The following is a 21,152-nucleotide window of genomic DNA, read 5'->3' on the forward strand; positions in this document are numbered from 1 at the left end:
TATGAAAGGGGCTGTTATTGCTATGTTACGTAATATCTCAGTTACTTACTCTCTGAGTTACTTAAACTCCAGACATATGAGGCAACGAGCTGAACTTTATCTTCACCCAAAATGTCTTTCCACGCAGGCATTACGCCTGAGCGTCCGTTCATTACGGTTTCTGTTACAGCTGCACGAGAGTCACCAAATAACCAGTCTTGGTCTGTAAGGTCAGGCGCACCGACTGCAGGGTTACCCTTACCATCGGTACCATGACAAGCAGCACACACTACGAAGCGTGCTTTACCTGCCGCGGCTTCACGAGCATTTACTTTACGACCAGATAGACTAAGTGTGTAACTTACAACTTCTTGAACACCTTGCTCACCAAGGGCATCTTTCCATGCTGGCATTTGACCAATACGGCCGTGCATGATGGTTGTAACGATCGCTGCTGGCTCGCCACCATATAGCCATGCATCATCAGTCAGGTTAGGGAAGCCTTTCTGACCACGTGCATCAGAGCCATGGCATTGAGAACAGTTTTGCAAAAACAAACGCTGACCAACTTTTAATGCTTCAGGATCTTGCGCAATTTCAGGAATTGGGCGTAGACCACTGTCATTGTGCGCAAGTTTACGGAATGCTTCGCCGAAGTAAGCGTCGGCATCATCCAGTTCTTTTGCATATTGGTTTAGTTGCTTGTTCTCTTGTGCTACAGCGATGGCTTCTTTTGACTCTTCTAGTGAGCGAACGGTTTGAGCCGAACTCTGCCAGTTTAAAAAGCCCTTGAAGCTACCTAAACCTGGGAATAGGGCAAGGTAAACTGCTGCGAACACAAATGTGCTTACAAACAGGTAAGTCCACCACTTTGGTAGAGGGTTGTTTAGCTCGCGAATACCATCGTACTCGTGGCCCATGTCTTCCCCTTCCTCGACGCCCATTTTATCTTTAGCGCACCAAGTCAGGAGAATCGCACAGCCTACTAGCGTACCGACAGTAATCACGATAATCCAGAGACTCCAGAATGTAGTCATTACTTCTTCACTCCTTGGTTATTAGGGGTCTTTTGTTCTTCGTCAGCAAACACCAAGTTGGCATCTTCTTCAAAGCGTGCTTTACGCTTTTTACTAAATGCCCACCATACGATGCCAATAAAACTAGCGAAGAGTACAACGGTATAAATACTATGAATTGTACCGAAATCCATATGATCCCCTTACTTCATTGCATGACCAAGAGACTGAAGGTAAGCGATGATTGCATCCATCTCTGTTTTACCTTCTACTTCTTTAGCCGAATTCGCGATCTCTTCATCAGTGTATGGAACGCCGAACTGATCACGAAATAGCTCAAGTTTCTTCTGAGTTAGCTTACCGTCTAAAACGTTTTCAGCTAGCCACGGGAAACCTGGCATGTTTGACTCAGGTACAAGCTCACGAGGATCTAACAGGTGAACACGGTGCCATTCGTCAGAATAACGACCACCAACACGAGCTAAATCCGGGCCTGTACGCTTAGAGCCCCAAAGGAATGGGTGTTCCCAAACACTCTCACCAGCAACAGAGTAGTGACCGTAACGTTCAGTCTCTGAGCGGAAAGGACGAACCATCTGGCTGTGACAGACGTTACAACCTTCACGGATGTAGATATCACGGCCTTCCATCTCCAAAGGAGTGTAAGCGCGCAGATTTTCTACAGGTTCAGTCGTTTGCTTTTGGAAAATCAGAGGAGTGATCTCTACAAGAGCGCCCCAACTGATAGCAAACACGATAAAAATAGCCAACAAACCGACATTACGTTCTAAGATTTCATGGCGATTATTAGAATTATTACTCATTCTTAAATCTCCTTATGCCGGATGTGGGATAGCTTTTAGGCTTTCTTTAGGTGCGCTTACCGTTTTGTACGTGTTGTATGCCATTAGGAACATACCAGATAGGAAGATAAATCCGCCTAGGAAACGTACAAAGTAGAACGGATAAGACGCTTCTACAGATTCAACAAAACTGTAAGTTAGCGTACCGTCAGAGTTAACCGCGCGCCACATAAGACCTTGCATTACACCAGAGATCCACATCGCAACGATGTAAAGAACGGTACCGATTGTTGCTAGCCAGAAATGCACATTAACTAGACCAACAGAGTACATACGCTCTTGGCCAAATAGGCGAGGTACCAAGTGATATACAGAGCCGATAGAAACCATCGCAACCCAACCTAACGCACCAGAGTGAACGTGACCAATGGTCCAGTCTGTGTAGTGAGAAAGTGCGTTAACCGTCTTAATCGACATCATCGGGCCTTCAAAGGTAGACATACCGTAGAACGACAGTGAAACGATTAGGAAACGTAGGATAGGGTCATAACGAAGCTTATGCCATGCACCAGATAACGTCATAATACCGTTGATCATACCACCCCAAGAAGGAGCAAATAGAACCAGCGACATAACCATACCTAGAGACTGAGTCCAGTCTGGTAGCGCTGTATAATGAAGGTGGTGAGGGCCTGCCCAAATATATAGAGAAATAAGTGCCCAGAAGTGAACGATAGATAGACGGTAAGAATAAACAGGACGTTCAGCTTGTTTAGGAACGAAGTAGTACATCATACCTAGGAAACCAGCGGTCAGTAGGAAACCTACCGCATTGTGTCCATACCACCACTGAACCATCGCATCCACTGCGCCCGAGTAAATCGAGTAAGATTTACCAAGTGACACAGGAATAGCCATGCTGTTCACGATGTGAAGTACTGCTACTGTGATAATAAAGGCACCGAAGAACCAGTTTGCCACATAAATATGTGACGTGTTTCGCTTCACTAGTGTGCCGAAGAACACCACCGCATATGATACCCATACTAGCGCAATTGCGATATCAATAGGCCATTCTAGCTCAGCATACTCTTTACCCGATGTTAAACCGAGAGGCAAAGTAATGGCTGCTGCCAGGATGATTGCTTGCCAACCCCAAAAGGTGAAGGCAACGAGTGGGCCACCAAAAAGACGTGTTTGACATGTGCGCTGTACAACATAATAAGACGTTGCGAACAGAGCACTGGTACCAAACGCAAAAATTACCGCATTAGTATGCAGTGGACGTAAGCGACTGTACGTCAACCACGGCGTATCAAAGTTTAGCTGTGGCCAAACTAATTGAGCGGCAATCAAAACACCAACAGCCATACCAACTATGCCCCATAAAATGGTCACAAGGGTAAATTGGCGAACGACTGTATAGTTGTAGTTTTGTTCAAGCTGCTTTACTTGGCTCATTTGCATGCTTCCAATTTCTAATTAACTACACTTTTACTTCCAACACGACTTGCGTCGTAACACCACCCAAGTAAACTCTAGAATTCAAGTGTTATCATCACCTTATTTCCATTGCTGACTTTAATAAAAAGTGGCATTTTCAGCGTGACACTATACTTGAATTAACAATTCAATGACAGGGTAGTAACCTTACTGGACCTCTGGAAATCATTTTTTATTTAAAAAGTTTGAAGTTTGTAACAAGGATATTAGTAATTATGCCTGCACAAAAGTTAACAAAGGCGCGACTTGCACAAATCTTAATCATGCTCAGTGTTTTAATAGGCGCATTTTTCTGGCGTACCTTTACACACGAGAGTGTTAATAGCGTTGACTGTTCACAAAAAGAACGATGCGATGTAACAATTGAAGGAGAAATAATCACGATTAATCGTGACTCAATGGGAATTTCGCTCGAAACGACAGAAAGTAGCACTCTAAAAATTGATCTAAATCAATCTGGTAATTTTATCAATCTCAACGAAAAGCATAAGTCAGTAGAATGGGACATCATGCCTGAATCGAAAAAAATCACCTTTAAAAAAGGTGAAAACATTGTTGTAGTTCAATTATAAATACGATCTATCACGAGATAATCGTAACTTATTAATGAAATTAACACCTTCTTACCTAGAGAAAATTGGTTGGAATGGTATAACAGCAGAGTGATATCCAATTATAAAATCGTATGCATTGCCAATCAGTTTTTACTCATATTAAAGATGAAGACTCAGCGATAAAAACGCTCAGGTCCGAATTGACACAACAGAACTTGTCTTACGTGATGTGTTACTACACGGAAGAATACAATTTCGAGTTGATTCGAGAAGCGTTTCTTGCGCATTTTCCTGGTGTGCCTTTTCATGGCGCCAGTTCATGTCAAGCCGTAATGACAGATCAGGGCTTTCATACAGGACCAGTAATTACGGCACTTGCTGTTTATGATACAGGTCCTCATGCTTATGGTACTGGTATTTCTAATCACAACTCAGGTGACAGCGTCATCAAGGCTTTGGATATGGCCCTTGAGAACGCAAACCGTGTAGGAGAGGTACCAAACTTAATTCTACTTCATGCTACACCAGGGCAAGAGGAATCAATCATTGCGTCTATAGATGAAAGATTTGGAACTCTAATTCCAATTATTGGTGGTTCGGCCGCTGATAATAACATCGCTGGGAAATGGTCTGTGATAACCGCCCAAGGCTCTCAAACTTCAGGTTTAAGCTTAACTCTCTTTTACTCCTCTCAACCTGTTGATATCGCTTTTAGCGCTGGGCATACACCAACTAATATCAAAGGTGTTGCAACCAAGACCAACGATAGATGCTTACTTGAAATTGATAATGAACCTGCGCTCAATGTTTATAGAAGGTGGACAAATCACCAGGATAACCAAGTAGGTAAAGATAATATGCTGTTTACAAACTCGAGTGCTTATCCATTAGGGCGGATCGCAGGTCATCTCTATGATCGCCCATATTACAAGTTATCCCATCCGATCCGTGAGACGCAAGATGGTGGAATCGAGTTGTTTACACGAATAGAAGAGGGTGACGAACTCACATTAATGAAAGGAAGTCGTGAGCATCTCGTTGCGCGCGCTGCAAAAGTCGTCAATGCCGCTTTTAACCAAAAATTAGAAGAGTCTCGAAAAATTGGAGTGATAAATATCTTTTGCGCAGGTCCCATGTTGCACTTAATGCAAGACATGAATAGCGTTTGTGAACAAATTAACCAAGAACTAGAACATTTGCCTTTTATTTGCCCTTTTACTTTCGGCGAGCAAGGTAGATTTATTGGTGGTGAGAATGGACATGGAAACCTGATGATTTCATCGGCTATATTCCATAAACCTTATGAAAGATAAATACTTAGACATATATCAACAGGAAGCGCTTCAAGAAGCGTTAGTTGAGCTAAAGCAGGCTAGACAAAAAGAACGACTACTCGCCGATGAAAACAAGGCCATTCTTTCCGCGATATCTGCGATGAGTGAGGCAAAGAATCGGCATGAGATATTTACGGGATTAAACAATGTCCTCAAAAAGTACATCAACTTCGATGATTTTATTGTACTGACTCGTGATGGTGAACGATATCCCTTCAAGACATTGATATCAACTAATAGCGTATTTGATAATGTATCCTGGTTACACGGTAACACCTATCAAAGAGCTCTCAATGGTGAATGCATTCTACTGTTCGAGCCAGATAAACTCGCTGAGTTTGTTAACTTAAACAGCTTTATAAAAAGCCATGTAAACTCGGTCGTTTTAACTGGTATACGTTCAGAAGTAACGCAAACCGTAATCCTACTTATTGGAGCTCAGAAAGGGCACTTTAGCATAGAGAATAAGGAAACCTTGAGGCGGTTTCGTCCCTTAATTGAAAGGGCGGTCATTGATATCGAGACCAAAGAGAAGTTACAACGTATCGTTGAGGTAAGAACAACTCAGCTCGCTAAAGCAAGAGAAGAAGCAGAGCTTGCGAACCGCTCTAAGTCGGAGTTCTTAGCGATGATGAGCCATGAAATAAGAACCCCTTTAAATTCCGTTCTTGGAATGCTAGATATACTGAAGCAATCAACCTTGTCAGAAGAACAAATTGATGCGTTGAGCCAAATGGAGTGCTCTGCAGAGTTACTTCTCGCGATAATCAGTGACATTCTTGATCTCTCTAAAATCGAGTCAGGTCGCTTTCAGCTCAATGAACAATGGATTAATTTAAGAGACACTGTCACTTTTGTCATTTCTCAGCAAAAACAAATAGCTAAGAAGAAAAATCTCCAATTTAAACTCAACTGTACTGTCACTAATGACAAACAATTTTGGATTGACTCCACGCGGTTATCTCAAATCCTGTTTAATCTAATAGGGAATGCAATAAAGTTTACAGACGAAGGTGAAGTAAAAGTTTCTGTATCTGAGCAAGATGCTGAACTTGTGATCTCAATATCTGACACTGGAATTGGTATATCTAAAGCAAAGCAAGAGCACTTGTTTACGGCATTTCATCAAGGAGACCGTTCCATCACGAGACGCTTCGGTGGTACAGGACTGGGGCTCGCAATAACCAAGCATTTAGTTGAAATGATGCGTGGAAAGATTGCCGTTAAAAGTGATGAGCATGTTGGTTCAACCTTTACGATTTCGATTCCAGTTTTGACTCGTTGTAATCAAAATCGTCCAGTTAGAATCGAAAACAATCAACCGACAAAAGCAATAGAACTTCTCGTCGTAGAAGATACCGAGTCGAATCAGTTCGTAATAAAGCTTATCTTAAATAAGCTTGGCCATAATGTTCATATCGCAAGCCATGGAGCAGAGGCATTAACATTTTTAGAAGAGAATGAGGATTTAATCGATTTGATTCTCATGGATGTCTCGATGCCAGTGATGGATGGAATTACCGCAACAAGACTTATTCGAGATAAAGGTCTCAGGACCCCAATTATAGCGTTAACTGCACATGCGTTAGAAAGCGATAGAGATAAATGCCTGGATGCCGGCATGGACGGATTCATTTCCAAGCCAGTTAGAAGACAAGATATCTTTGAAGCTATACAGTCATTTCAATAAGCAAAAAGGCGTTAATATAGATCTTAACAATCGATAGATTATTAAGATCTATATTAAGTATTTTATGGTAAATAACCATTATGTTTAATGCTCACAGTACAGTAAGGCCCTTAAATTTAAAATCTGCAGGGGAATAGGAGCATACTCAGACAACATTTAGCGTACGGCGATATTTAATTTAACATAATATACATAATACGCACTAATAGTGTAGGCCCAAAGCGATAATGTCCTAGTATTTCCAAGTGAATCTGTCCTATGTTTGCTTGGAGGTATTTAGGAAGTTAGTTACGATGAACTACCATGAATTGCAACGTTTCTCCAGTATCCAAGATGTGTTAAACAATAAGTTAAAGTGCCGAGAAGCCACATCCATTCTTGGAATAAGCTACCGGCACTTGTCTCGCATACTTTATGCCGTAGCAGAACCTCATCCTAGCCCAAATCACGCAGCACATCAGATTGTGATGAGAAACGGTAAGGTAACTGCGATGATTGATGCAAAATTACAAATGTTAGAATTTGGTATAGGGATTAATGATGCAATTAATGGTGTTTGGTTACCTATATCCAGTGCTTATAAAGATCACTACACTACTCCAAAAGCTCCACCTCATTCACGAATACATGGTACAAATTATCAGAACTGGATTGGCACGCTTGGAAGAATTAGGCATAGTGAGAATGTATTTAAGTCCACACTGCTGAACTGCTTAACTGCTGAAAAAGCAAATACAAGATAGTTCTCATCCTTAGAAAATTCTTGAGAAGAAAGATGCTAACTGGAAACCTACTGTATGACTGTATACAAATTAAAAAGTAAACCTCGAGAATTTAAGGTCTTAGAGCATGACCCTTATAAGCGAGCTCTCGATTCAGATGACTTTAAGTTGTTAAGACGACTTCGAAGAGCCCCTGTTGATTCAACCAGCTTGAGAGATGTTTGGGTAAATGAATATGCAACATTTACTCAACACTTTAAATCTGCTGAAGCAATCCCAGACATATCTAAATGGAGAACATTTCTTGTCTTGAGAGAAAATGCATATCAGGTAGTACGAGATGTAATTGATTCTGACGGTGAGTTCTTACCGATTACAATCGATGATGAAAGTTTTACCGTGTTCAACGTGATGTCCTTTGGAGAAGAAGACAAGCAGAAAATCAAATTTGAAGACATTGACGGAGAACAAGGATTATTAGAGAAACTGGCATTTATAGAAAGCGATCTTTCAAATAAATATGTCTTTAAATCAAAAGGTGAAGGTTGTACGTCAATTTATTGTGATGACAAACTCATATCGTTATGTGAAGAGCACAATTTAAAGGGACTTTCGTTCGATACAAATCTACTCGATGTATTTGAAGATTAATTCATCAGAATTTTTGTATTAGTTCAGACTAGATCTGAGACTCCAATTTGAAAAGAAGAGAGTTACCCACTTTGATTAAAGGTGCTTAATCACTAATCAAAGACAATAATTTGTGGTTATGCTTACGAAGCAAATCAAATCTCTTATTGAAAATTGATGCGCGCTTAGTCCCCGACTTACTGGCGTGTCCTTCCGTAAGCACCTGAATCAATCTATGTATGGTGATGATGGCCAACTCACTGAATTTGCCACTCAATGGCATCACGATTACTAACTTAAGCGCTACCAAACAAAAAAGCCTTTCATACTCGCCTCGTACAACAGCAAAAATCAGCTAAACGCTCTAATCGCTCCGCAACGAAATCTGCCAAAAATCACGAGCTCAGTTGCGTTCTGAAACATTTATAAGCCTGTGGTTATATGGAGGCGAATGTACTTTTCGGGGTATTTGTAACGATAGCGTTTTCCTTTCTTCAAGTTGGACTTAACGTACCTACACACTTTTTGGTCACCACTGCTGGTTACTCTTTTTATTACTGCGTTTTTACTTTTGTGCTCCATTTCTATCATGACGTCACAATAACCTTGATAGCCATCAAACTTATTGTCTACTTTCTTTTGAAGCTTAGTCTTAATCTTTTTAGCCAACAGGTTCGTTTCTGAATCGTCAGCAAAAACTGAATTACTTGCAAAGATCAATACCATTAAAGTTACAACGTATCTCATCGTTTTGGTCCGTTTATGTTGTTGATTGTTCGATGATAAGTAATTTTTCTGTAGATACGAAAATGGGACGCCACATTGCGTCCCATTTAACATGATGAAGTAACTGATATGTAATTAAGCGCGCTTCTTGCCTTTGTTTGCTTTGAAGCCCTGGTGCGGAAAAACGTTACGAATCCTCTGTTGAACTTTTTTGGGAATGCCTTTGGAAAAGCTTAAGCGCATTCCTGTTCGTTGGCTATACACCTTCATTTCACCAGTAAACGGGTTATGCTCACTAATATCCTGTAAGTTGTGTTTGAAAGAAGGAGGTAGATGCCCTTTTACGTTACTAATATGGCCATTATCGAACTTTACTTTTAACACCGGCCTATCGACTGCGATCAACCAAAAGATCACGATGGCTGCAATTAAGATTACATATAACATTTGGCACTCCCTATCCTAGCTAGATAGCAATTTACTCAAATCCTCTTTAATTGAGGTAACTTTTTGACTCGCTTTTTCACTTCTCGACGCTTCGGAAAGCAAATATTCAATTGCGTCAGATAACGTACAACCAAGTTCATTCGCTCTGCTAGAAAGCTTTTCCCAAACTCGGTAATCTAAATCAATGGATTTTTTCTTTGTATGGACTTGCTCTGCATTGAAGTGACGTTTCCGTTTCGCTCGGATAGCCTGCTTGAGTTTATTATCTAACTCTTCTGACATGTGGTTTTCTATCCAAGCTAAGACAAGTGTAGGCTCGTGTTCAAGGCGTTTTAGTTCTGCGACCGCTGCATCTGCTTCGCTTGTATCAATATGTCGGGTAATCGCTTCACCATCTTTCCATTTTTTGATGAGATACTTCCATTTCCACCCACATTCTAGATTCTCAAGCTGCTGATATTTCATTTGTTCCGACCCATAAATATAACCTAGTGACAGCGTAACCCAGATGGTTTACTTGGGCAAATAAAACTCTTAGAAGTATCGATGTTGATCACTCATTTGTCTAAGTATTGTTCATTGAGAGATGAATGCCGAGAGCAAACCAAATTGGTGCTAGGGTGTTATAGTCCGTTTCGTTATAATGTCGGCAAGATTGAATTACGATGAATTTTAATGAACCAACTTAATTGGCAAGACGTAACACCTTCACTTGAGCAGTACGAAGCACTTTTAAAGTCTGCACCTTCGTTACCAAAGAAGTCTTTTACTGATCTCCAACCGAGAATGTCGGCAACGATATCTCGTTTTTCAAAAATTTCCGGATTGACGCGAGTACTACTCATTAACTGCGTAGATAATTCTGTATATAGAGAGTTCATCAGTAAAGCTCTTCAGAGCCAGTCTAACGCTGCGATAGTTTTTTCGGAATCACTTGATGCCAAACGTTTATTTGACCGTTACAGTGTTGATGTAAGTGGTGATATTGCCTTCCAACCTGGTTTAATTTCACAGGCAGATAACGGTTACTTAATTGTACCGGCTAATCTAATTTTGGCTAACCCAGGGCTTTGGCCAAATATAAAGTCTGCAATTCAACAAAACCTTATCGAGCCACTGAACCTAAGCCCTACTCGTTTACCTACTTCAGTACCGCAAGCTAAAGCTTATGATGTAAAACTGATTGTAACAGGAGAAAGAAGTCAGTTAGCAGAGCTAGAATACATCGATGAAGACTTCTGTTCTGGCTTTGCCATGTATACGGAAGTTGAAGAAGATATTCATCTGTCAGAGCAGAATTTGACAGATTACTTTGGTTTAGTGAACTGGATATGTTCTCAATATCAGCTGCCTCACTTAACTGAATGTGGTTTTAGAAGATTGTTGCTGGCCGGTATGAGATTTACTGAAGATCAACATTATCTGCCTTTAGGAGTAATGTGGCACTCTCAACTTCTAACGCTTGCTAGCCAGTTCAGTGATGGCCACGCATTAGATTACAAGTCGTTAGATAAAGCGATTGACGATAAGTATTACCGAGAATCTTACCTTCCTCAGCGTGCCGTGTACGATATTTTAGATGGACAAGTCATCATTGAGACAACTGGGGAACAAGTTGGTCAAATCAATGGCCTAACCGTTATTGATATGGCTGGGCACCCTGTCAGCTATGGTGAGCCTGCGCGAATATCTTGTGTAATTCATTTTGGTGATGGCGATGTTTCCGATGTTGAGCGCAAAGCTGAGCTTGGAGGCAATCTACATGCAAAAGGCATGATGATTATGCAAGCTTTCTTGAGCTCTGCTCTGAAACTGGATGAACCACTGCCTTACTCAGCCTCCATCGTATTTGAACAGTCTTATAGTGAAGTTGATGGTGACAGCGCATCTCTTGCAGAACTTTGTTGCTTGGTAAGTGCTTTATCTGAATCTCCAATTAATCAACAAGTTGCGGTTACAGGGGCTGTTGATCAGTTTGGTCGAGTGCAAGCCGTTGGTGGCTTGAACGAAAAAATTGAAGGTTTTTATCAGGTTTGTAAACATCAAGGTTTTACAGGAAATCAAGGTGTTGTGATGCCAAAATCAAACCTTAAACACCTTGCATTACATAAAGATGTAATAGAAAGCATTAAAAATGGTGAGTTCCATATTTGGTCCGTTTCTACCGTAGATGAAGCTATTCCGATTGTAATGAATAAACCTTTTAGAGGTGAAGACGATAGCATTATTGGCAAAATAGCGGAACGTATTGAAAACTTTGAAAGACATGAGCATCCAGAAGGAATTGTGCAGCGCATCAAAAACTGGTTTGTCTAGTACTGATCGGAGTTGTTTAGCGTACACGTGTTCACTAAGATGCAGCTATCAAAAATTGGAGTAATTGATAATGCAAAACAAACGTGATTCTTATAACCGTGACGATCTACTTGCTTCTAGCCAAGGCGAACTGTTTGGGCCTGGTTACCCTCAGCTTCCTGCGCCAAACATGCTAATGATGGATCGTGTTACTAAAATGTCTGAGACTGAAGGCGATTTTGGTAAAGGTTTGATCTTGGCGGAATTGGATATTACTCCAGATTTGTGGTTCTTTGACTGCCACTTCCCTGGCGACCCTGTAATGCCGGGTTGTCTTGGCCTTGATGCGATGTGGCAACTTGTTGGTTTCTTCCTTGGCTGGGTTGGTGGCAAAGGAAAAGGTCGTGCTCTGGGTGTTGGCGAAGTGAAGTTTACAGGTCAGATCCTGCCAACAGCGAAAAAAGTGACGTACGAAATCCACATGAAACGCGTTGTAAACCGTAAGCTTGTGATGGGTTTGGCTGACGGTCGTGTATGTGTGGACGGCAAAGAAATCTACGTAGCAAAAGATTTGAAAGTTGGCTTGTTCCAAGACACTTCAAGCTTCTAATCACGATTTTAATCGATTTATTAAGGCTCCTATTTAGGAGCCTTTTTGTTATCGAGTGTTAACCTACTTCCCTATGTCCCTATAATGTAGAAAAGGCTCCGTAGAGCCCTTTCGAATCCTTCTTTTTGTATGTGGATAGTTTATTTGTAGAGACCAGATTGTCTTTCATCTCTGGCATCACGCCAACCACCTAACCAATACGACCGAGCATCAACTTGTTGATATGGGCAAGCCTCTTGAGACCTTCCATTCAATCCAGCTTTGTAGCCTTGAGATTGAGCTCGTTCTAGGCGATCACGCTTTTGTCTCTTCATAGTTAATTCCTCATACAGGTCCATTTACTAACGTACAGCTGTTATTGTGAAACTTTGATGGAGTTTTTATGACTCCACTTATAAGAATCGATCAAAGTAGGCAATTTCTCAAGGCATAAAAAAAGCAGAGACTCAAATGTGTGAGCCTCTGCTTGATTTAAAAATTACTGACGATTTTTAACTATTTTCTACGGAACCCAAACAATCCAAGCATGGTCAAAGCTAACCAACCAAGGCCTGCACCTTGACGCTCTGTCGTCGTTGAGTCAATGCTTCGAGATACGATGTCGTCCTTAGTTGCGTCAGCAATAGGTACTAGTTTGACTGCTACAATTTGCTCTTCAGAGCTACATGTAGCATTGTTTGCTGTTGTGCTATAACCACCTGCACATTTCATAGCAGTACCAGAGATCACACCTGCATCATTGATATCAGTTGCGTCGATAATACGGAACTGATTGTTTTGTTCAGAGTAATCACCGCCATTAGTCAAACTGTCTAGGAACCAAGCTTTTCCATTGAATAATGTTGCAGCACGTTCACTAGTCTCGCCACCTACGCTATATGGATAGACAAAACCGCGCTTACGACGTGGCTTGCCATCGTCTTCACGAGTCGTTTCCGCATCAAGTTGCCCGACGATTTCATTGTAAGAGTTGATACCGCCCATCTTACCGCCCGCACCGCTAAAGAAAATGCCAGTAGTTGGGTAAAAAGCGCTAATAGAATCCTTACGAACATCATCTACGATAAAGAGACGATTCGGAGCAGAGCCCGTTGGCATTAAGTATCTGCCCGAACGTTTTGCTTCACCAATAGCAACAAAATTAGAGTTAACGTCGGTTAATCGTGAGTTTGTATGAACCGTATCATCACCTTCGCGCTGTCTAGCTCCTACAACAACTTTATTTTTCCAAGTTGCGTTTTCAACGCTACCTTCGGCTTCTAGAGTTCCGACAAAAACAGTCGCATTCAGGTAGTTATCATCACTGTAAGTGTTGTAACCTACGCCATAGACCGTTGTTCCATCAGTGACAAGGTCACGCATGCTCCCTTGAGCTAACCTTTCTCCATCTTTAGATGTGCCACTAGGCCAAGCCAATTCACTGACGGTTCCGCTTTGATCCCAAATCGCTGCTTTTGATGTGTGGTGAGATCCATTGGTATTGCTTGCTGTTCGAGAAACACTGCCAACAGTAAAAATGCCGTCTGTGCTCCAAGCATGGCTTTGCACAACACTTGCGTCACTATCGCCAGTAAGAATATTTGGCTCTACTGGTGCAACTACGGTATTTCGTGTTTCTAATGTAGAAGTATTTTCTGTGCTAACTTTACTCTGATTACCGACAGCTGCACCACCCTCGGTAAGCTGGTTGATAACATTGTTATATTCATTTTTATAAGCAGCAGAATCTTCTTCTATGAACGCTAACGCATTAGAAGTAAAGTCTTTACTACGTTCTTTATTCCACGGCGTCCAGTTTACTGAAGCCCATGAGTCACAGGTGGAATAGCGAAGCTGGTTGTAACAGTAACGCTCAAAGTCTTTGAGTTCTTGGATGTAATAAAAGCCAGCGTCTAATCCGAATGGGATTTCTTCACGATAGCTGTTCCCATCCACGGCTTGTGTCGCTGAAATCGGTGTAGTGCGAGTTTCCATTGCAAGTTTAAACTGCTCTGGCGTGCAGTTTGCTGCTGCATCAAAGCAGCCTAGAGCGAAAGGTGAACCTGTTGAAGGATCTGTACCTGCATTGCCCTGTTGAATTGCAACCCCGTAAGCCGTTTGGTAGTCACCGTTTGAACCATGATCCTGAGGTGAAACCTCAACAACTTGATACAATGCCGCCTGTGCGTTCATTGTGGTACCAACCATCATTGCAATGGCGGTCAATTTGAATTTATTACTACAATTCATTGAATTCTTAACTATCCTGTTGCATTGCTTCGAGTTCTTCCCATCTCTCGAATGCGATTTCCAACTCCTGCTCTAGTGCAGCAAGCTGTTCCAATACCGGCTGAGTTTGCTCTACAGGTTTAGCAAAGAACTCTGGATCGTTCACTTGCTCCTGAAGGCTCTCGATATCCGACTCTAATTGTTCAAGTTTAGCTGGTAGAGCCTCTAATTCTCTTTGCAGCTTATACGATAACTTCTTCGAATTGTTCTTAGGCTGCGTAGTTTTGGGAGTTTCCTCAACCACTTTCTCTTTCTTCGTTGGTTTTTCAACCTGACTGCGCGAAGCAAGAACTTGGTCACGCTGCTGTTTAGCATCATGATAACCACCAACGAACTCTTCGATTATACCGTTACCCTCAAAAATCCAGCTGGTTGTTACTGTGTTGTCTACGAACTCACGGTCGTGACTCACTAACAATAATGTACCCTGATAATTGGCAAGCATTTCTTCTAAAAGTTCCAACGTTTCGATATCCAAATCGTTAGTTGGTTCATCAAGAATAAGTAAGTTGTTTGGTTTCAACAAGATACGGGCTAGCAATAATCGGTTTTTCTCACCACCGGAAAGTGCCTTAACCGGGGTTCTGGCGCGCTTAGGTGCAAATAAGAAGTCTTGGAGATAACTCAGCGCATGACGCTGACGTCCCCCAACCATTACTTCTTGTTTCCCATCCGCTAAGTTATCGATCACTGTCTTTTCTGGATCCAAAATCTCTCGGTACTGATCAAAGTACGCGACTTCTAATTTTGTTCCGCAGTGTAAACGACCAGACTGCGCTTCCAATTGCCCTAGTAGCAATTTAAGTACCGTACTCTTACCGCAGCCATTTGGTCCGATAAGTGCAATACGATCACCACGCATGATGTTAAAGCTAAAGTCGTCGACAATTGTCTTGCCTTCGTAAGCAAAAGATACATTTTCTGCTTCAAATACAATCTTACCTGAACGAGAAGCATCATCGATGTTTAGGTTAACTTTACCTTGAACTTCACGACGGTCACGACGCTCTTCACGAAGCTTTTTAAGGGCTCGAACACGGCCTTCATTACGAGTACGACGTGCTTTAATGCCTTGACGAATCCACACTTCTTCCTGAGCTAGTTTCTTATCGAACTCAGCATTTTGCATTTCTTCGACGCGAAGCATTTCTTCTTTGTCATTCAAATACTGTTCGTAATTACCAGGGAAAGAAGCTAATTGACCGCGATCTAAGTCAACGATGCGTGTCGCCATCGACTTGATGAATGCACGGTCGTGAGAAATAAAGATGATCGAGCCTTTGAAGTCTTTTAAGAAGTTCTCTAACCATTCGATCGTTGTCACATCGAGATGGTTTGTTGGTTCATCAAGAAGCAATACATCAGGATCACAAACCAGCGCACGAGCTAAAGCAGCTTTACGTTGCCAGCCACCGGATAGATCGGTCAGTTTGGTTTCTGGGCTTAGTTTTAAAGCGCCAAGTACGTTCTTAACACGGTCATCAAAGCGCCAAGCATTAGAATGATCAAGTTGCTCTTGAACTTTCGCCAAACGGTTAATGTTCTTCTCACTTGGGTCTTGAGCAACAAGATCGAGAAGATCGTGATAGAGCTTCAGTTGTTCGCCGATTTCAGCCAAACCGCCAGATACGTATTCGTAAACCGTACCCTCTTGATTGCGCGGTGGATCTTGTTCAAGCCGAGAAACTACTACGTCTTGAGTTATTTGAATCTTGCCATCATCCAACAAAATGTCGCCGGCAAGCACTTTCATTAACGTGGACTTACCTGCTCCGTTACGACCAACTAAACAAACGCGTTCGTTTTCTTGAAGAGCGAACTCCGCTTTATCTAGCAATGGGTGGTCACCAAATGCAAGTTGTGCGTTATGAATGGTAAGTAATGCCATTATTATCCAACCAATGTGTGAGTTGTTCTAAGTCAAACGGCCAGTTCAACTCAGAATCTTGATATTTTAAGACGGGTATTGTGACGCCGTAACGAGAAAATAGTACATCATCGAACGCAATATCGATGATATCTGTTTGCTCGGCCAAACCGACTTGGTCTACTAGAGCAAATGCCATCTCACAAAGATGGCATCCCTCCGTGCTATACAATATCAGCACGTATTAATCCTTTTGTTTATACTACGCGTGCGTTACTAGCCAACAGTTATGAATCTGTTTATTACGCGCAAAATCTAATGGTAACGTTTGAGAAGAAATATTCTGAGCCTTCAAACCCAATTCAGCGAGTGATTCTTCATCCATCTTGAAATGACGTTTGTTATTTGAAAATACGATTGTGCCTTCACTTCTCAGTAAACGTTTGAGGTTCTTCATTAGCTTAATGTGGTCACGTTGTACATCGAATGATGTTTCCATACGCTTAGAGTTAGAGAACGTAGGTGGGTCAATAAAGATCAAGTCGTACTCACCTTTTGCGTTTTCCAGCCATTGCAAACAGTCCGCTTGTTCATATTTATGTTGGCGCCCTACACAGCCATTAAGCTGCATATTGTCTTTCGCCCAGTTCAAGTAGGTGTTTGACATATCGACAGTTGTAGTGGAACGCGCCCCACCAACTGCAGCGTGCACTGTTGCACTACCAGTGTAAGCAAACAAGTTAAGGAAATCTTTACCCTGTGCCATTTCGCCAAGACGACGACGAGTGATCTTATGATCCAAGAACAGGCCTGTGTCTAGGTAGTCATGAAGGTTAACGATCAGCTTCACACCGTACTCGTTTACTTCGAGCGTCTCTGATACCTGACCTAATTTTTGGTACTGGCTTCGACCTTTCTGCTTCTCACGAACTTTCAGTACAACTTTGTTCGCTTCGACACCGGTCACCTGAATCGTCGCACGGATAATGTCCGTTAGACGACGCTTGGCTTTTTCTTCAGGGATGTTCTTAGGTGCTGCGTACTCTTGAATCACAATTTGATCGCCGTACACGTCGATCGCTACGTTGTATTCTGGAAGGTCTGCATCGTAGATACGATAGCAGTCTAGTTTCTCTTTACGCGCCCACTTGCCAATCTTGCCAATGTTTTTCTTCAAACGGTTTGAGAAGTCTGGTGCGATTTGAACGTTAGTATCTGCACCTTTCACTTCATCAGCGCTGCGCTCGGCAATGCTGTAGTTCTTTTGGTGACACGGTAACGCACCATTGTTCAATTTAAACTGTTTATCAGCGCGCATACGAAGGCAACTCAAGAGCTCGTCTGAGCTAGAGAAGATAGATGCTTTACATCCGCCAAACTCAGATTTTAGCTGTCCACCGAACGCGGTATAGAGCGCAATCAGCCCCGGCTCAGTTCCTAGACGCTCACCGTAAGGTGGGTTTGAAACGATAACACCGTGTTCAAATCCTGCGGGACGAGTAATAGTTGCAGCATCACCTTGCGCAAACTCAATCAACTCTTCAACACCTGCTCTGCGGGCGTTTTCTTGAGCGACTTTTAATACTTTGGGGTCGTTATCGAATCCAAAAAACTTAGCGTCAACTTTCTTGACACCTCGTCTAGCTTGAACATTAGCCTCTGATTTAATCTCAGCCCAGGTCTCCGGTTCAAAGTCTTCCAAAACTTCGAAGCCCCATTGTTTGCGCTTAACGCCAGGTGCCATGTTGGCTGCCATCATTGCCGCTTCAATAAGCAAAGTACCAGAACCACACATTGGATCGAGTAATGGTTGATGCCCATCCCAGCCACAACGCATGATAATCGCAGAAGCAAGCGTTTCACGTAATGGCGCACGACCCGATTCTGGTCGATAACCACGCTGATGAAGACCACTACCTACCATGTCTACCCCAAGCAACGCTTTATCTTTATGCAAACGAACGTGAATACGAATATCTGGGCGTTCTTTGCTGATATTAGGACGTGGCAAGCCTTTGTTCTCAAAGCAATCTACGATGCCATCTTTGACCTTCATAGCTCCGTATTGGCTATTTCTAATCTCACGGTTTGTGCCGTTAAAGTCCACAACAAAGCGTTTAGAGCTATGAAATTGGTTAACCCAGTTAATAGTGGAAGTGGATAGATACAAGTCCATGTCGTTGTTACACGTGAACTCAGATAAAACACGTACAAATCGAGACGCTAAACGGCTCCACAAACAACAGCGATAAACCTGTTCGTTTGTCGCTTTAAATTTTACGCCTGCCTGTACTGGTTTCGCATTTTCAATGCCTAGTTTAGTCAGTTCTTCAACAAGCAAATTTTCCATGCCATTTGAAGTTACCGCGAGATATTGATTCATAGTGTTCTTTCGCTGATAAAAAATGGCTTCAATTATACCTGACTTTACGATCAATGCCTCGTTTTTAAAGGTATTTTCCCACCCGTTAGTTCAAATCATCACCACTCAAATGATCTAAAACTTTCAACATCTTTAGTTTGAATGTTTTTCATTCATGAACGTATTTTGTTTCCTTTAGAAGAAGTGAATACTTATTTACATGCATTTTGGTATATACCAGTCTGGATTGGTTGATGTAAATTACTTACAAATACCCTTTATAGGGGAATAAATAGGGTTGTTTTAGGCGCTAGGTTGCCTAATTAAAGGAGTAATCAAATTGAAATAAGTAAAATAAAAGTGACCAGCTTCATGTTTGCATGCATAGAAAACAAACAGTTTCATGGTCTTTCGGATTGGAGTGTCAGAGGAAAGGACAAAAAAAATCGACCCAATAAGGTCGATTAAGGCAAACAAAGGAACGAAATAAAGAAAAATTAAACAGCTTTAACCCACCATTGCCATAGGGGTCATTGCAAAGAGGTGGTTTGCACAAGCCATGCGATCATGCATTACTTTAATCGGCTGCCCAAATTGAAGCGCCTTATTGCCATCAAGAACAAAGGCTTCTTGGTTAACATAAGCACATAAGCTCGATGTTTCGCCTGGTTCTAGAACGATGAACATACCATCAGAATATTGATTTGTGAGAAAGACCATGTCCCCTTCTTGAGGTTCATAATCAGAGGACTGTGCATCGAAGAACCAGCTCTTAGGCTGTACAGGTTTATGAAAACGCTTTGCAGCAACACAATACAGTGTTAATTCAGCTTGGCGATATTCACTGATATCGAGACAGCGAATGCGCTCATTAAACGTTTGAAATGCGCTGGCGTCATCAACGGTAAATTCACTGTTTGAGAAGGCACAGTTAACCAACAATTTTCGGGATAGATTGGTTTGGAAAATCATTTCCTCCCCCAGATCCAGCATTAAGCAAGCTTTTTGCTCGTCAAAATACCAATTCCATTTGTCGCTGGGTTTAAGCATTATTCCGTTCTCTCTTGACTAGTTAAATCAGTGGTAAAGAGGTAAGACGCTTAATTACCTACTCGTGATTTTTAAATTCTACAAACGAACGGATAAAAAAAAAGAGGAAACAAAGTCCTCTTTTTTATGTAACAGGTACTGATTTTTCAGTAGTTTTTGATGTATATGTTAAAGATTCTTAACAATATCACGTACGAGACCTGGGCCGTGGTAAATAAAGCCAGTGTAGACTTGAACAAGTTTAGCGCCTGCCATGATCTTTTCTTTGGCTGCAACATAGGAATCTACACCACCAACACCGATAATTGGAAGTTTGTCTCCAAGCTCTTCATGAAGCTTACGTACGACCTCCGTAGAGCGTGATTGCACAGGGCGACCACTCAAGCCACCTGCCTCATTGGCGTGTCTCATCCCTTCTACGATCGTGCGATCCAAAGTTGTGTTAGTCGCGATCACACCATCTATATTGTTTTTCAATAAAGAATCGCAGATTTGGCAGATTTCATCGTCACTTAAATCTGGCGCAATCTTTAATGCTAACGGGACATACTTGTTGTACTTCTCTGATAACTCCGCTTGTTTCGCTTTTAATTCGGAAAGCAGTTCATCAAGCGCTTCACCATATTGAAGTGAACGAAGACCTGGAGTGTTTGGCGATGAGATGTTTACTGCAATATAGCCAGCATACTCATACACTTTTTCCATACAAATCAGGTAGTCCTCTGCCCCTTTCTCAATTGGCGTATCTTTATTTTTACCGATATTAATTCCGAGAACACAATTGAATTTTGCTCGTTTAACATTCTCGATCAAATTATCAACGCCTAGGTTATTAAAGCCCATGCGGTTGATGATCCCTTCTGCTTCCACTAAACGGAATAAGCGTGGTTTATCATTACCTGGTTGTGGTCGTGGCGTTACAGTGCCGACTTCGACAAAGCCAAAGCCCATGGCATCAAATGCTTCAATACATTCGCCGTTTTTATCTAAACCAGCCGCAAGACCAACAGGGTTACGGAATGTTAGACCCATACACTCAACTGGACGAGTTGGTAACTGTTGGCGGTAAAAGAGATCAAGTGGTGTGCCGTTAAAGCGTTGGAAGTTCTTGATTGCAAGATCATGTGCCTTCTCGGCATCGAGTTGGAAAAAGCCAGTTCTGGCTAGACGGTAAAGCATTGTGCCTCCGAAAGAAAAAAGCCCCGTATAAACGGGACAATATTATTTACCGTTTTTCATCGTATTTCAATGAAAATGAACGTAATAAGTAAAAACCTATATCTTTATAAGATTTTC

General features: G+C 41.9%; 21 protein-coding genes. 7 read left to right on the plus strand and 14 right to left on the minus strand.

The window, feature by feature from the left end:
* Positions 1–41: 41 nt before the first annotated feature.
* Genes ccoP through ccoN form a run of 4 tightly spaced genes read right to left on the minus strand, consistent with a single transcriptional unit; the run spans position 42 to position 3,259 of the window.
* Positions 42–1,016, minus strand: coding sequence for a cytochrome-c oxidase, cbb3-type subunit III (gene ccoP / locus R7Q46_RS20575; protein WP_258474866.1), 975 nt, complete (start codon positions 1,014–1,016; stop codon positions 42–44).
* Positions 1,016–1,189: a cbb3-type cytochrome oxidase subunit 3 gene (locus tag R7Q46_RS20580; protein WP_005377485.1), complete on the minus strand. Its 174-nt coding sequence runs from the start codon at positions 1,187–1,189 to the stop codon at positions 1,016–1,018. The genes ccoP and R7Q46_RS20580 overlap by 1 nt, the downstream gene beginning before the upstream one ends.
* A gap of 9 nt (positions 1,190–1,198) precedes the next feature.
* A complete protein-coding gene (ccoO, locus tag R7Q46_RS20585) occupies positions 1,199–1,819 on the minus strand; it encodes a cytochrome-c oxidase, cbb3-type subunit II (RefSeq protein WP_005377475.1) in 621 nt (206 codons plus the stop codon).
* A 12-nt stretch (positions 1,820–1,831) separates the two neighbouring features.
* A complete protein-coding gene (ccoN, locus tag R7Q46_RS20590) occupies positions 1,832–3,259 on the minus strand; it encodes a cytochrome-c oxidase, cbb3-type subunit I (protein WP_005396488.1) in 1,428 nt (475 codons plus the stop codon).
* Between the two features lie 257 nt (positions 3,260–3,516).
* Here ccoN and R7Q46_RS20595 point away from each other — a divergent pair, with 257 nt between their 5' ends.
* The 5 genes from R7Q46_RS20595 (at position 3,517) to R7Q46_RS20615 (ending at position 8,252) form a co-directional block, all read left to right on the plus strand.
* On the plus strand, positions 3,517–3,873 hold the full coding sequence (locus R7Q46_RS20595; protein WP_005377473.1) for a hypothetical protein: 357 nt from the start codon (positions 3,517–3,519) through the stop codon (positions 3,871–3,873).
* 113 nt (positions 3,874–3,986) lie between these two features.
* Positions 3,987–5,168, plus strand: a complete 1,182-nt coding sequence (locus R7Q46_RS20600; RefSeq protein WP_318077756.1) for an FIST signal transduction protein — start codon at positions 3,987–3,989, stop codon at positions 5,166–5,168.
* Positions 5,158–6,879 (plus strand): ATP-binding protein, encoded by a 1,722-nt coding sequence (locus R7Q46_RS20605; RefSeq protein ID WP_318077757.1) that lies wholly within the window; start codon positions 5,158–5,160, stop codon positions 6,877–6,879. The genes R7Q46_RS20600 and R7Q46_RS20605 overlap by 11 nt, the downstream gene beginning before the upstream one ends.
* 293 nt (positions 6,880–7,172) lie before the next feature.
* Positions 7,173–7,622, plus strand: coding sequence for an AHH domain-containing protein (locus tag R7Q46_RS20610; RefSeq protein WP_213872044.1), 450 nt, complete (start codon positions 7,173–7,175; stop codon positions 7,620–7,622).
* A gap of 54 nt (positions 7,623–7,676) precedes the next feature.
* Complete coding sequence (locus R7Q46_RS20615) at positions 7,677–8,252, plus strand: hypothetical protein (protein WP_064353938.1); 576 nt, start codon at positions 7,677–7,679, stop codon at positions 8,250–8,252.
* A gap of 402 nt (positions 8,253–8,654) precedes the next feature.
* Here the strand turns inward: R7Q46_RS20615 and R7Q46_RS20620 are convergent, their stop codons facing one another.
* The 3 genes from R7Q46_RS20620 to matP all read right to left on the minus strand — a co-directional run bounded on the left by R7Q46_RS20620 (position 8,655) and on the right by matP (position 9,869).
* Positions 8,655–8,978: a hypothetical protein gene (locus R7Q46_RS20620; RefSeq protein ID WP_025766620.1), complete on the minus strand. Its 324-nt coding sequence runs from the start codon at positions 8,976–8,978 to the stop codon at positions 8,655–8,657.
* A gap of 114 nt (positions 8,979–9,092) precedes the next feature.
* Positions 9,093–9,404, minus strand: coding sequence for a DUF3634 family protein (locus R7Q46_RS20625; RefSeq protein ID WP_005377468.1), 312 nt, complete (start codon positions 9,402–9,404; stop codon positions 9,093–9,095).
* A gap of 15 nt (positions 9,405–9,419) precedes the next feature.
* Complete coding sequence (matP, locus tag R7Q46_RS20630; protein WP_005396497.1) at positions 9,420–9,869, minus strand: macrodomain Ter protein MatP; 450 nt, start codon at positions 9,867–9,869, stop codon at positions 9,420–9,422.
* A 210-nt stretch (positions 9,870–10,079) separates the two neighbouring features.
* Here matP and R7Q46_RS20635 point away from each other — a divergent pair, with 210 nt between their 5' ends.
* Together R7Q46_RS20635 and fabA are read left to right on the plus strand one after the other, a co-directional pair.
* Positions 10,080–11,720: an AAA family ATPase gene (locus R7Q46_RS20635; protein ID WP_005377458.1), complete on the plus strand. Its 1,641-nt coding sequence runs from the start codon at positions 10,080–10,082 to the stop codon at positions 11,718–11,720.
* Between the two features lie 70 nt (positions 11,721–11,790).
* On the plus strand, positions 11,791–12,309 hold the full coding sequence (fabA, locus tag R7Q46_RS20640) for a bifunctional 3-hydroxydecanoyl-ACP dehydratase/trans-2-decenoyl-ACP isomerase (protein ID WP_005390081.1): 519 nt from the start codon (positions 11,791–11,793) through the stop codon (positions 12,307–12,309).
* A gap of 140 nt (positions 12,310–12,449) precedes the next feature.
* On the opposite strand, the gene rmf is transcribed toward fabA, so the two are convergent.
* From rmf to pyrD, 7 genes are all read right to left on the minus strand, one after another.
* Positions 12,450–12,623, minus strand: coding sequence for a ribosome modulation factor (gene rmf / locus R7Q46_RS20645; RefSeq protein WP_005377453.1), 174 nt, complete (start codon positions 12,621–12,623; stop codon positions 12,450–12,452).
* Between the two features lie 181 nt (positions 12,624–12,804).
* The gene (locus R7Q46_RS20650) at positions 12,805–14,538 is read right to left on the minus strand and encodes a DUF3466 family protein (protein WP_213872042.1); all 1,734 of its coding nucleotides are present in this window, start codon (positions 14,536–14,538) and stop codon (positions 12,805–12,807) included.
* Positions 14,539–14,545: 7 nt separating this feature from the next.
* Positions 14,546–16,465 carry an ABC transporter ATP-binding protein gene (locus R7Q46_RS20655; RefSeq protein WP_262596220.1) on the minus strand — a complete coding sequence of 640 codons (1,920 nt, stop codon included), beginning with the start codon at positions 16,463–16,465 and terminating at the stop codon, positions 14,546–14,548.
* Positions 16,443–16,685 carry a glutaredoxin family protein gene (locus tag R7Q46_RS20660; protein ID WP_017821808.1) on the minus strand — a complete coding sequence of 81 codons (243 nt, stop codon included), beginning with the start codon at positions 16,683–16,685 and terminating at the stop codon, positions 16,443–16,445. The genes R7Q46_RS20655 and R7Q46_RS20660 overlap by 23 nt, the downstream gene beginning before the upstream one ends.
* 21 nt (positions 16,686–16,706) lie before the next feature.
* A complete protein-coding gene (gene rlmKL, locus R7Q46_RS20665) occupies positions 16,707–18,827 on the minus strand; it encodes a bifunctional 23S rRNA (guanine(2069)-N(7))-methyltransferase RlmK/23S rRNA (guanine(2445)-N(2))-methyltransferase RlmL (protein WP_053350765.1) in 2,121 nt (706 codons plus the stop codon).
* 486 nt (positions 18,828–19,313) lie between these two features.
* Positions 19,314–19,856, minus strand: a complete 543-nt coding sequence (locus tag R7Q46_RS20670; RefSeq protein WP_005377444.1) for a cell division protein ZapC — start codon at positions 19,854–19,856, stop codon at positions 19,314–19,316.
* 168 nt (positions 19,857–20,024) lie between these two features.
* Positions 20,025–21,035 carry a quinone-dependent dihydroorotate dehydrogenase gene (pyrD, locus tag R7Q46_RS20675; RefSeq protein WP_005377443.1) on the minus strand — a complete coding sequence of 337 codons (1,011 nt, stop codon included), beginning with the start codon at positions 21,033–21,035 and terminating at the stop codon, positions 20,025–20,027.
* Between the last annotated feature and the right edge of the window lie 117 nt (positions 21,036–21,152).

It is taken from the genome of Vibrio sp. 811, from assembly GCF_033339195.1.

Coding starts and splice junctions, on each gene's coding strand:
- ccoP (WP_258474866.1), bottom strand. CDS start 1,016: ATGACTACATTCTGGAGTCTCTGGATTATCGTGATTACTGTCGGTACG.
- R7Q46_RS20580 (WP_005377485.1), bottom strand. CDS start 1,189: ATGGATTTCGGTACAATTCATAGTATTTATACCGTTGTACTCTTCGCT.
- ccoO (WP_005377475.1), bottom strand. CDS start 1,819: ATGAGTAATAATTCTAATAATCGCCATGAAATCTTAGAACGTAATGTC.
- ccoN (WP_005396488.1), bottom strand. CDS start 3,259: ATGAGCCAAGTAAAGCAGCTTGAACAAAACTACAACTATACAGTCGTT.
- R7Q46_RS20595 (WP_005377473.1), top strand. CDS start 3,517: ATGCCTGCACAAAAGTTAACAAAGGCGCGACTTGCACAAATCTTAATC.
- R7Q46_RS20600 (WP_318077756.1), top strand. CDS start 3,987: ATGCATTGCCAATCAGTTTTTACTCATATTAAAGATGAAGACTCAGCG.
- R7Q46_RS20605 (WP_318077757.1), top strand. CDS start 5,158: ATGAAAGATAAATACTTAGACATATATCAACAGGAAGCGCTTCAAGAA.
- R7Q46_RS20610 (WP_213872044.1), top strand. CDS start 7,173: ATGAACTACCATGAATTGCAACGTTTCTCCAGTATCCAAGATGTGTTA.
- R7Q46_RS20615 (WP_064353938.1), top strand. CDS start 7,677: ATGACTGTATACAAATTAAAAAGTAAACCTCGAGAATTTAAGGTCTTA.
- R7Q46_RS20620 (WP_025766620.1), bottom strand. CDS start 8,978: ATGAGATACGTTGTAACTTTAATGGTATTGATCTTTGCAAGTAATTCA.
- R7Q46_RS20625 (WP_005377468.1), bottom strand. CDS start 9,404: ATGTTATATGTAATCTTAATTGCAGCCATCGTGATCTTTTGGTTGATC.
- matP (WP_005396497.1), bottom strand. CDS start 9,869: ATGAAATATCAGCAGCTTGAGAATCTAGAATGTGGGTGGAAATGGAAG.
- R7Q46_RS20635 (WP_005377458.1), top strand. CDS start 10,080: ATGAACCAACTTAATTGGCAAGACGTAACACCTTCACTTGAGCAGTAC.
- fabA (WP_005390081.1), top strand. CDS start 11,791: ATGCAAAACAAACGTGATTCTTATAACCGTGACGATCTACTTGCTTCT.
- rmf (WP_005377453.1), bottom strand. CDS start 12,623: ATGAAGAGACAAAAGCGTGATCGCCTAGAACGAGCTCAATCTCAAGGC.
- R7Q46_RS20650 (WP_213872042.1), bottom strand. CDS start 14,538: ATGAATTGTAGTAATAAATTCAAATTGACCGCCATTGCAATGATGGTT.
- R7Q46_RS20655 (WP_262596220.1), bottom strand. CDS start 16,465: ATGGCATTACTTACCATTCATAACGCACAACTTGCATTTGGTGACCAC.
- rlmKL (WP_053350765.1), bottom strand. CDS start 18,827: ATGAATCAATATCTCGCGGTAACTTCAAATGGCATGGAAAATTTGCTT.
- R7Q46_RS20670 (WP_005377444.1), bottom strand. CDS start 19,856: ATGCTTAAACCCAGCGACAAATGGAATTGGTATTTTGACGAGCAAAAA.
- pyrD (WP_005377443.1), bottom strand. CDS start 21,035: ATGCTTTACCGTCTAGCCAGAACTGGCTTTTTCCAACTCGATGCCGAG.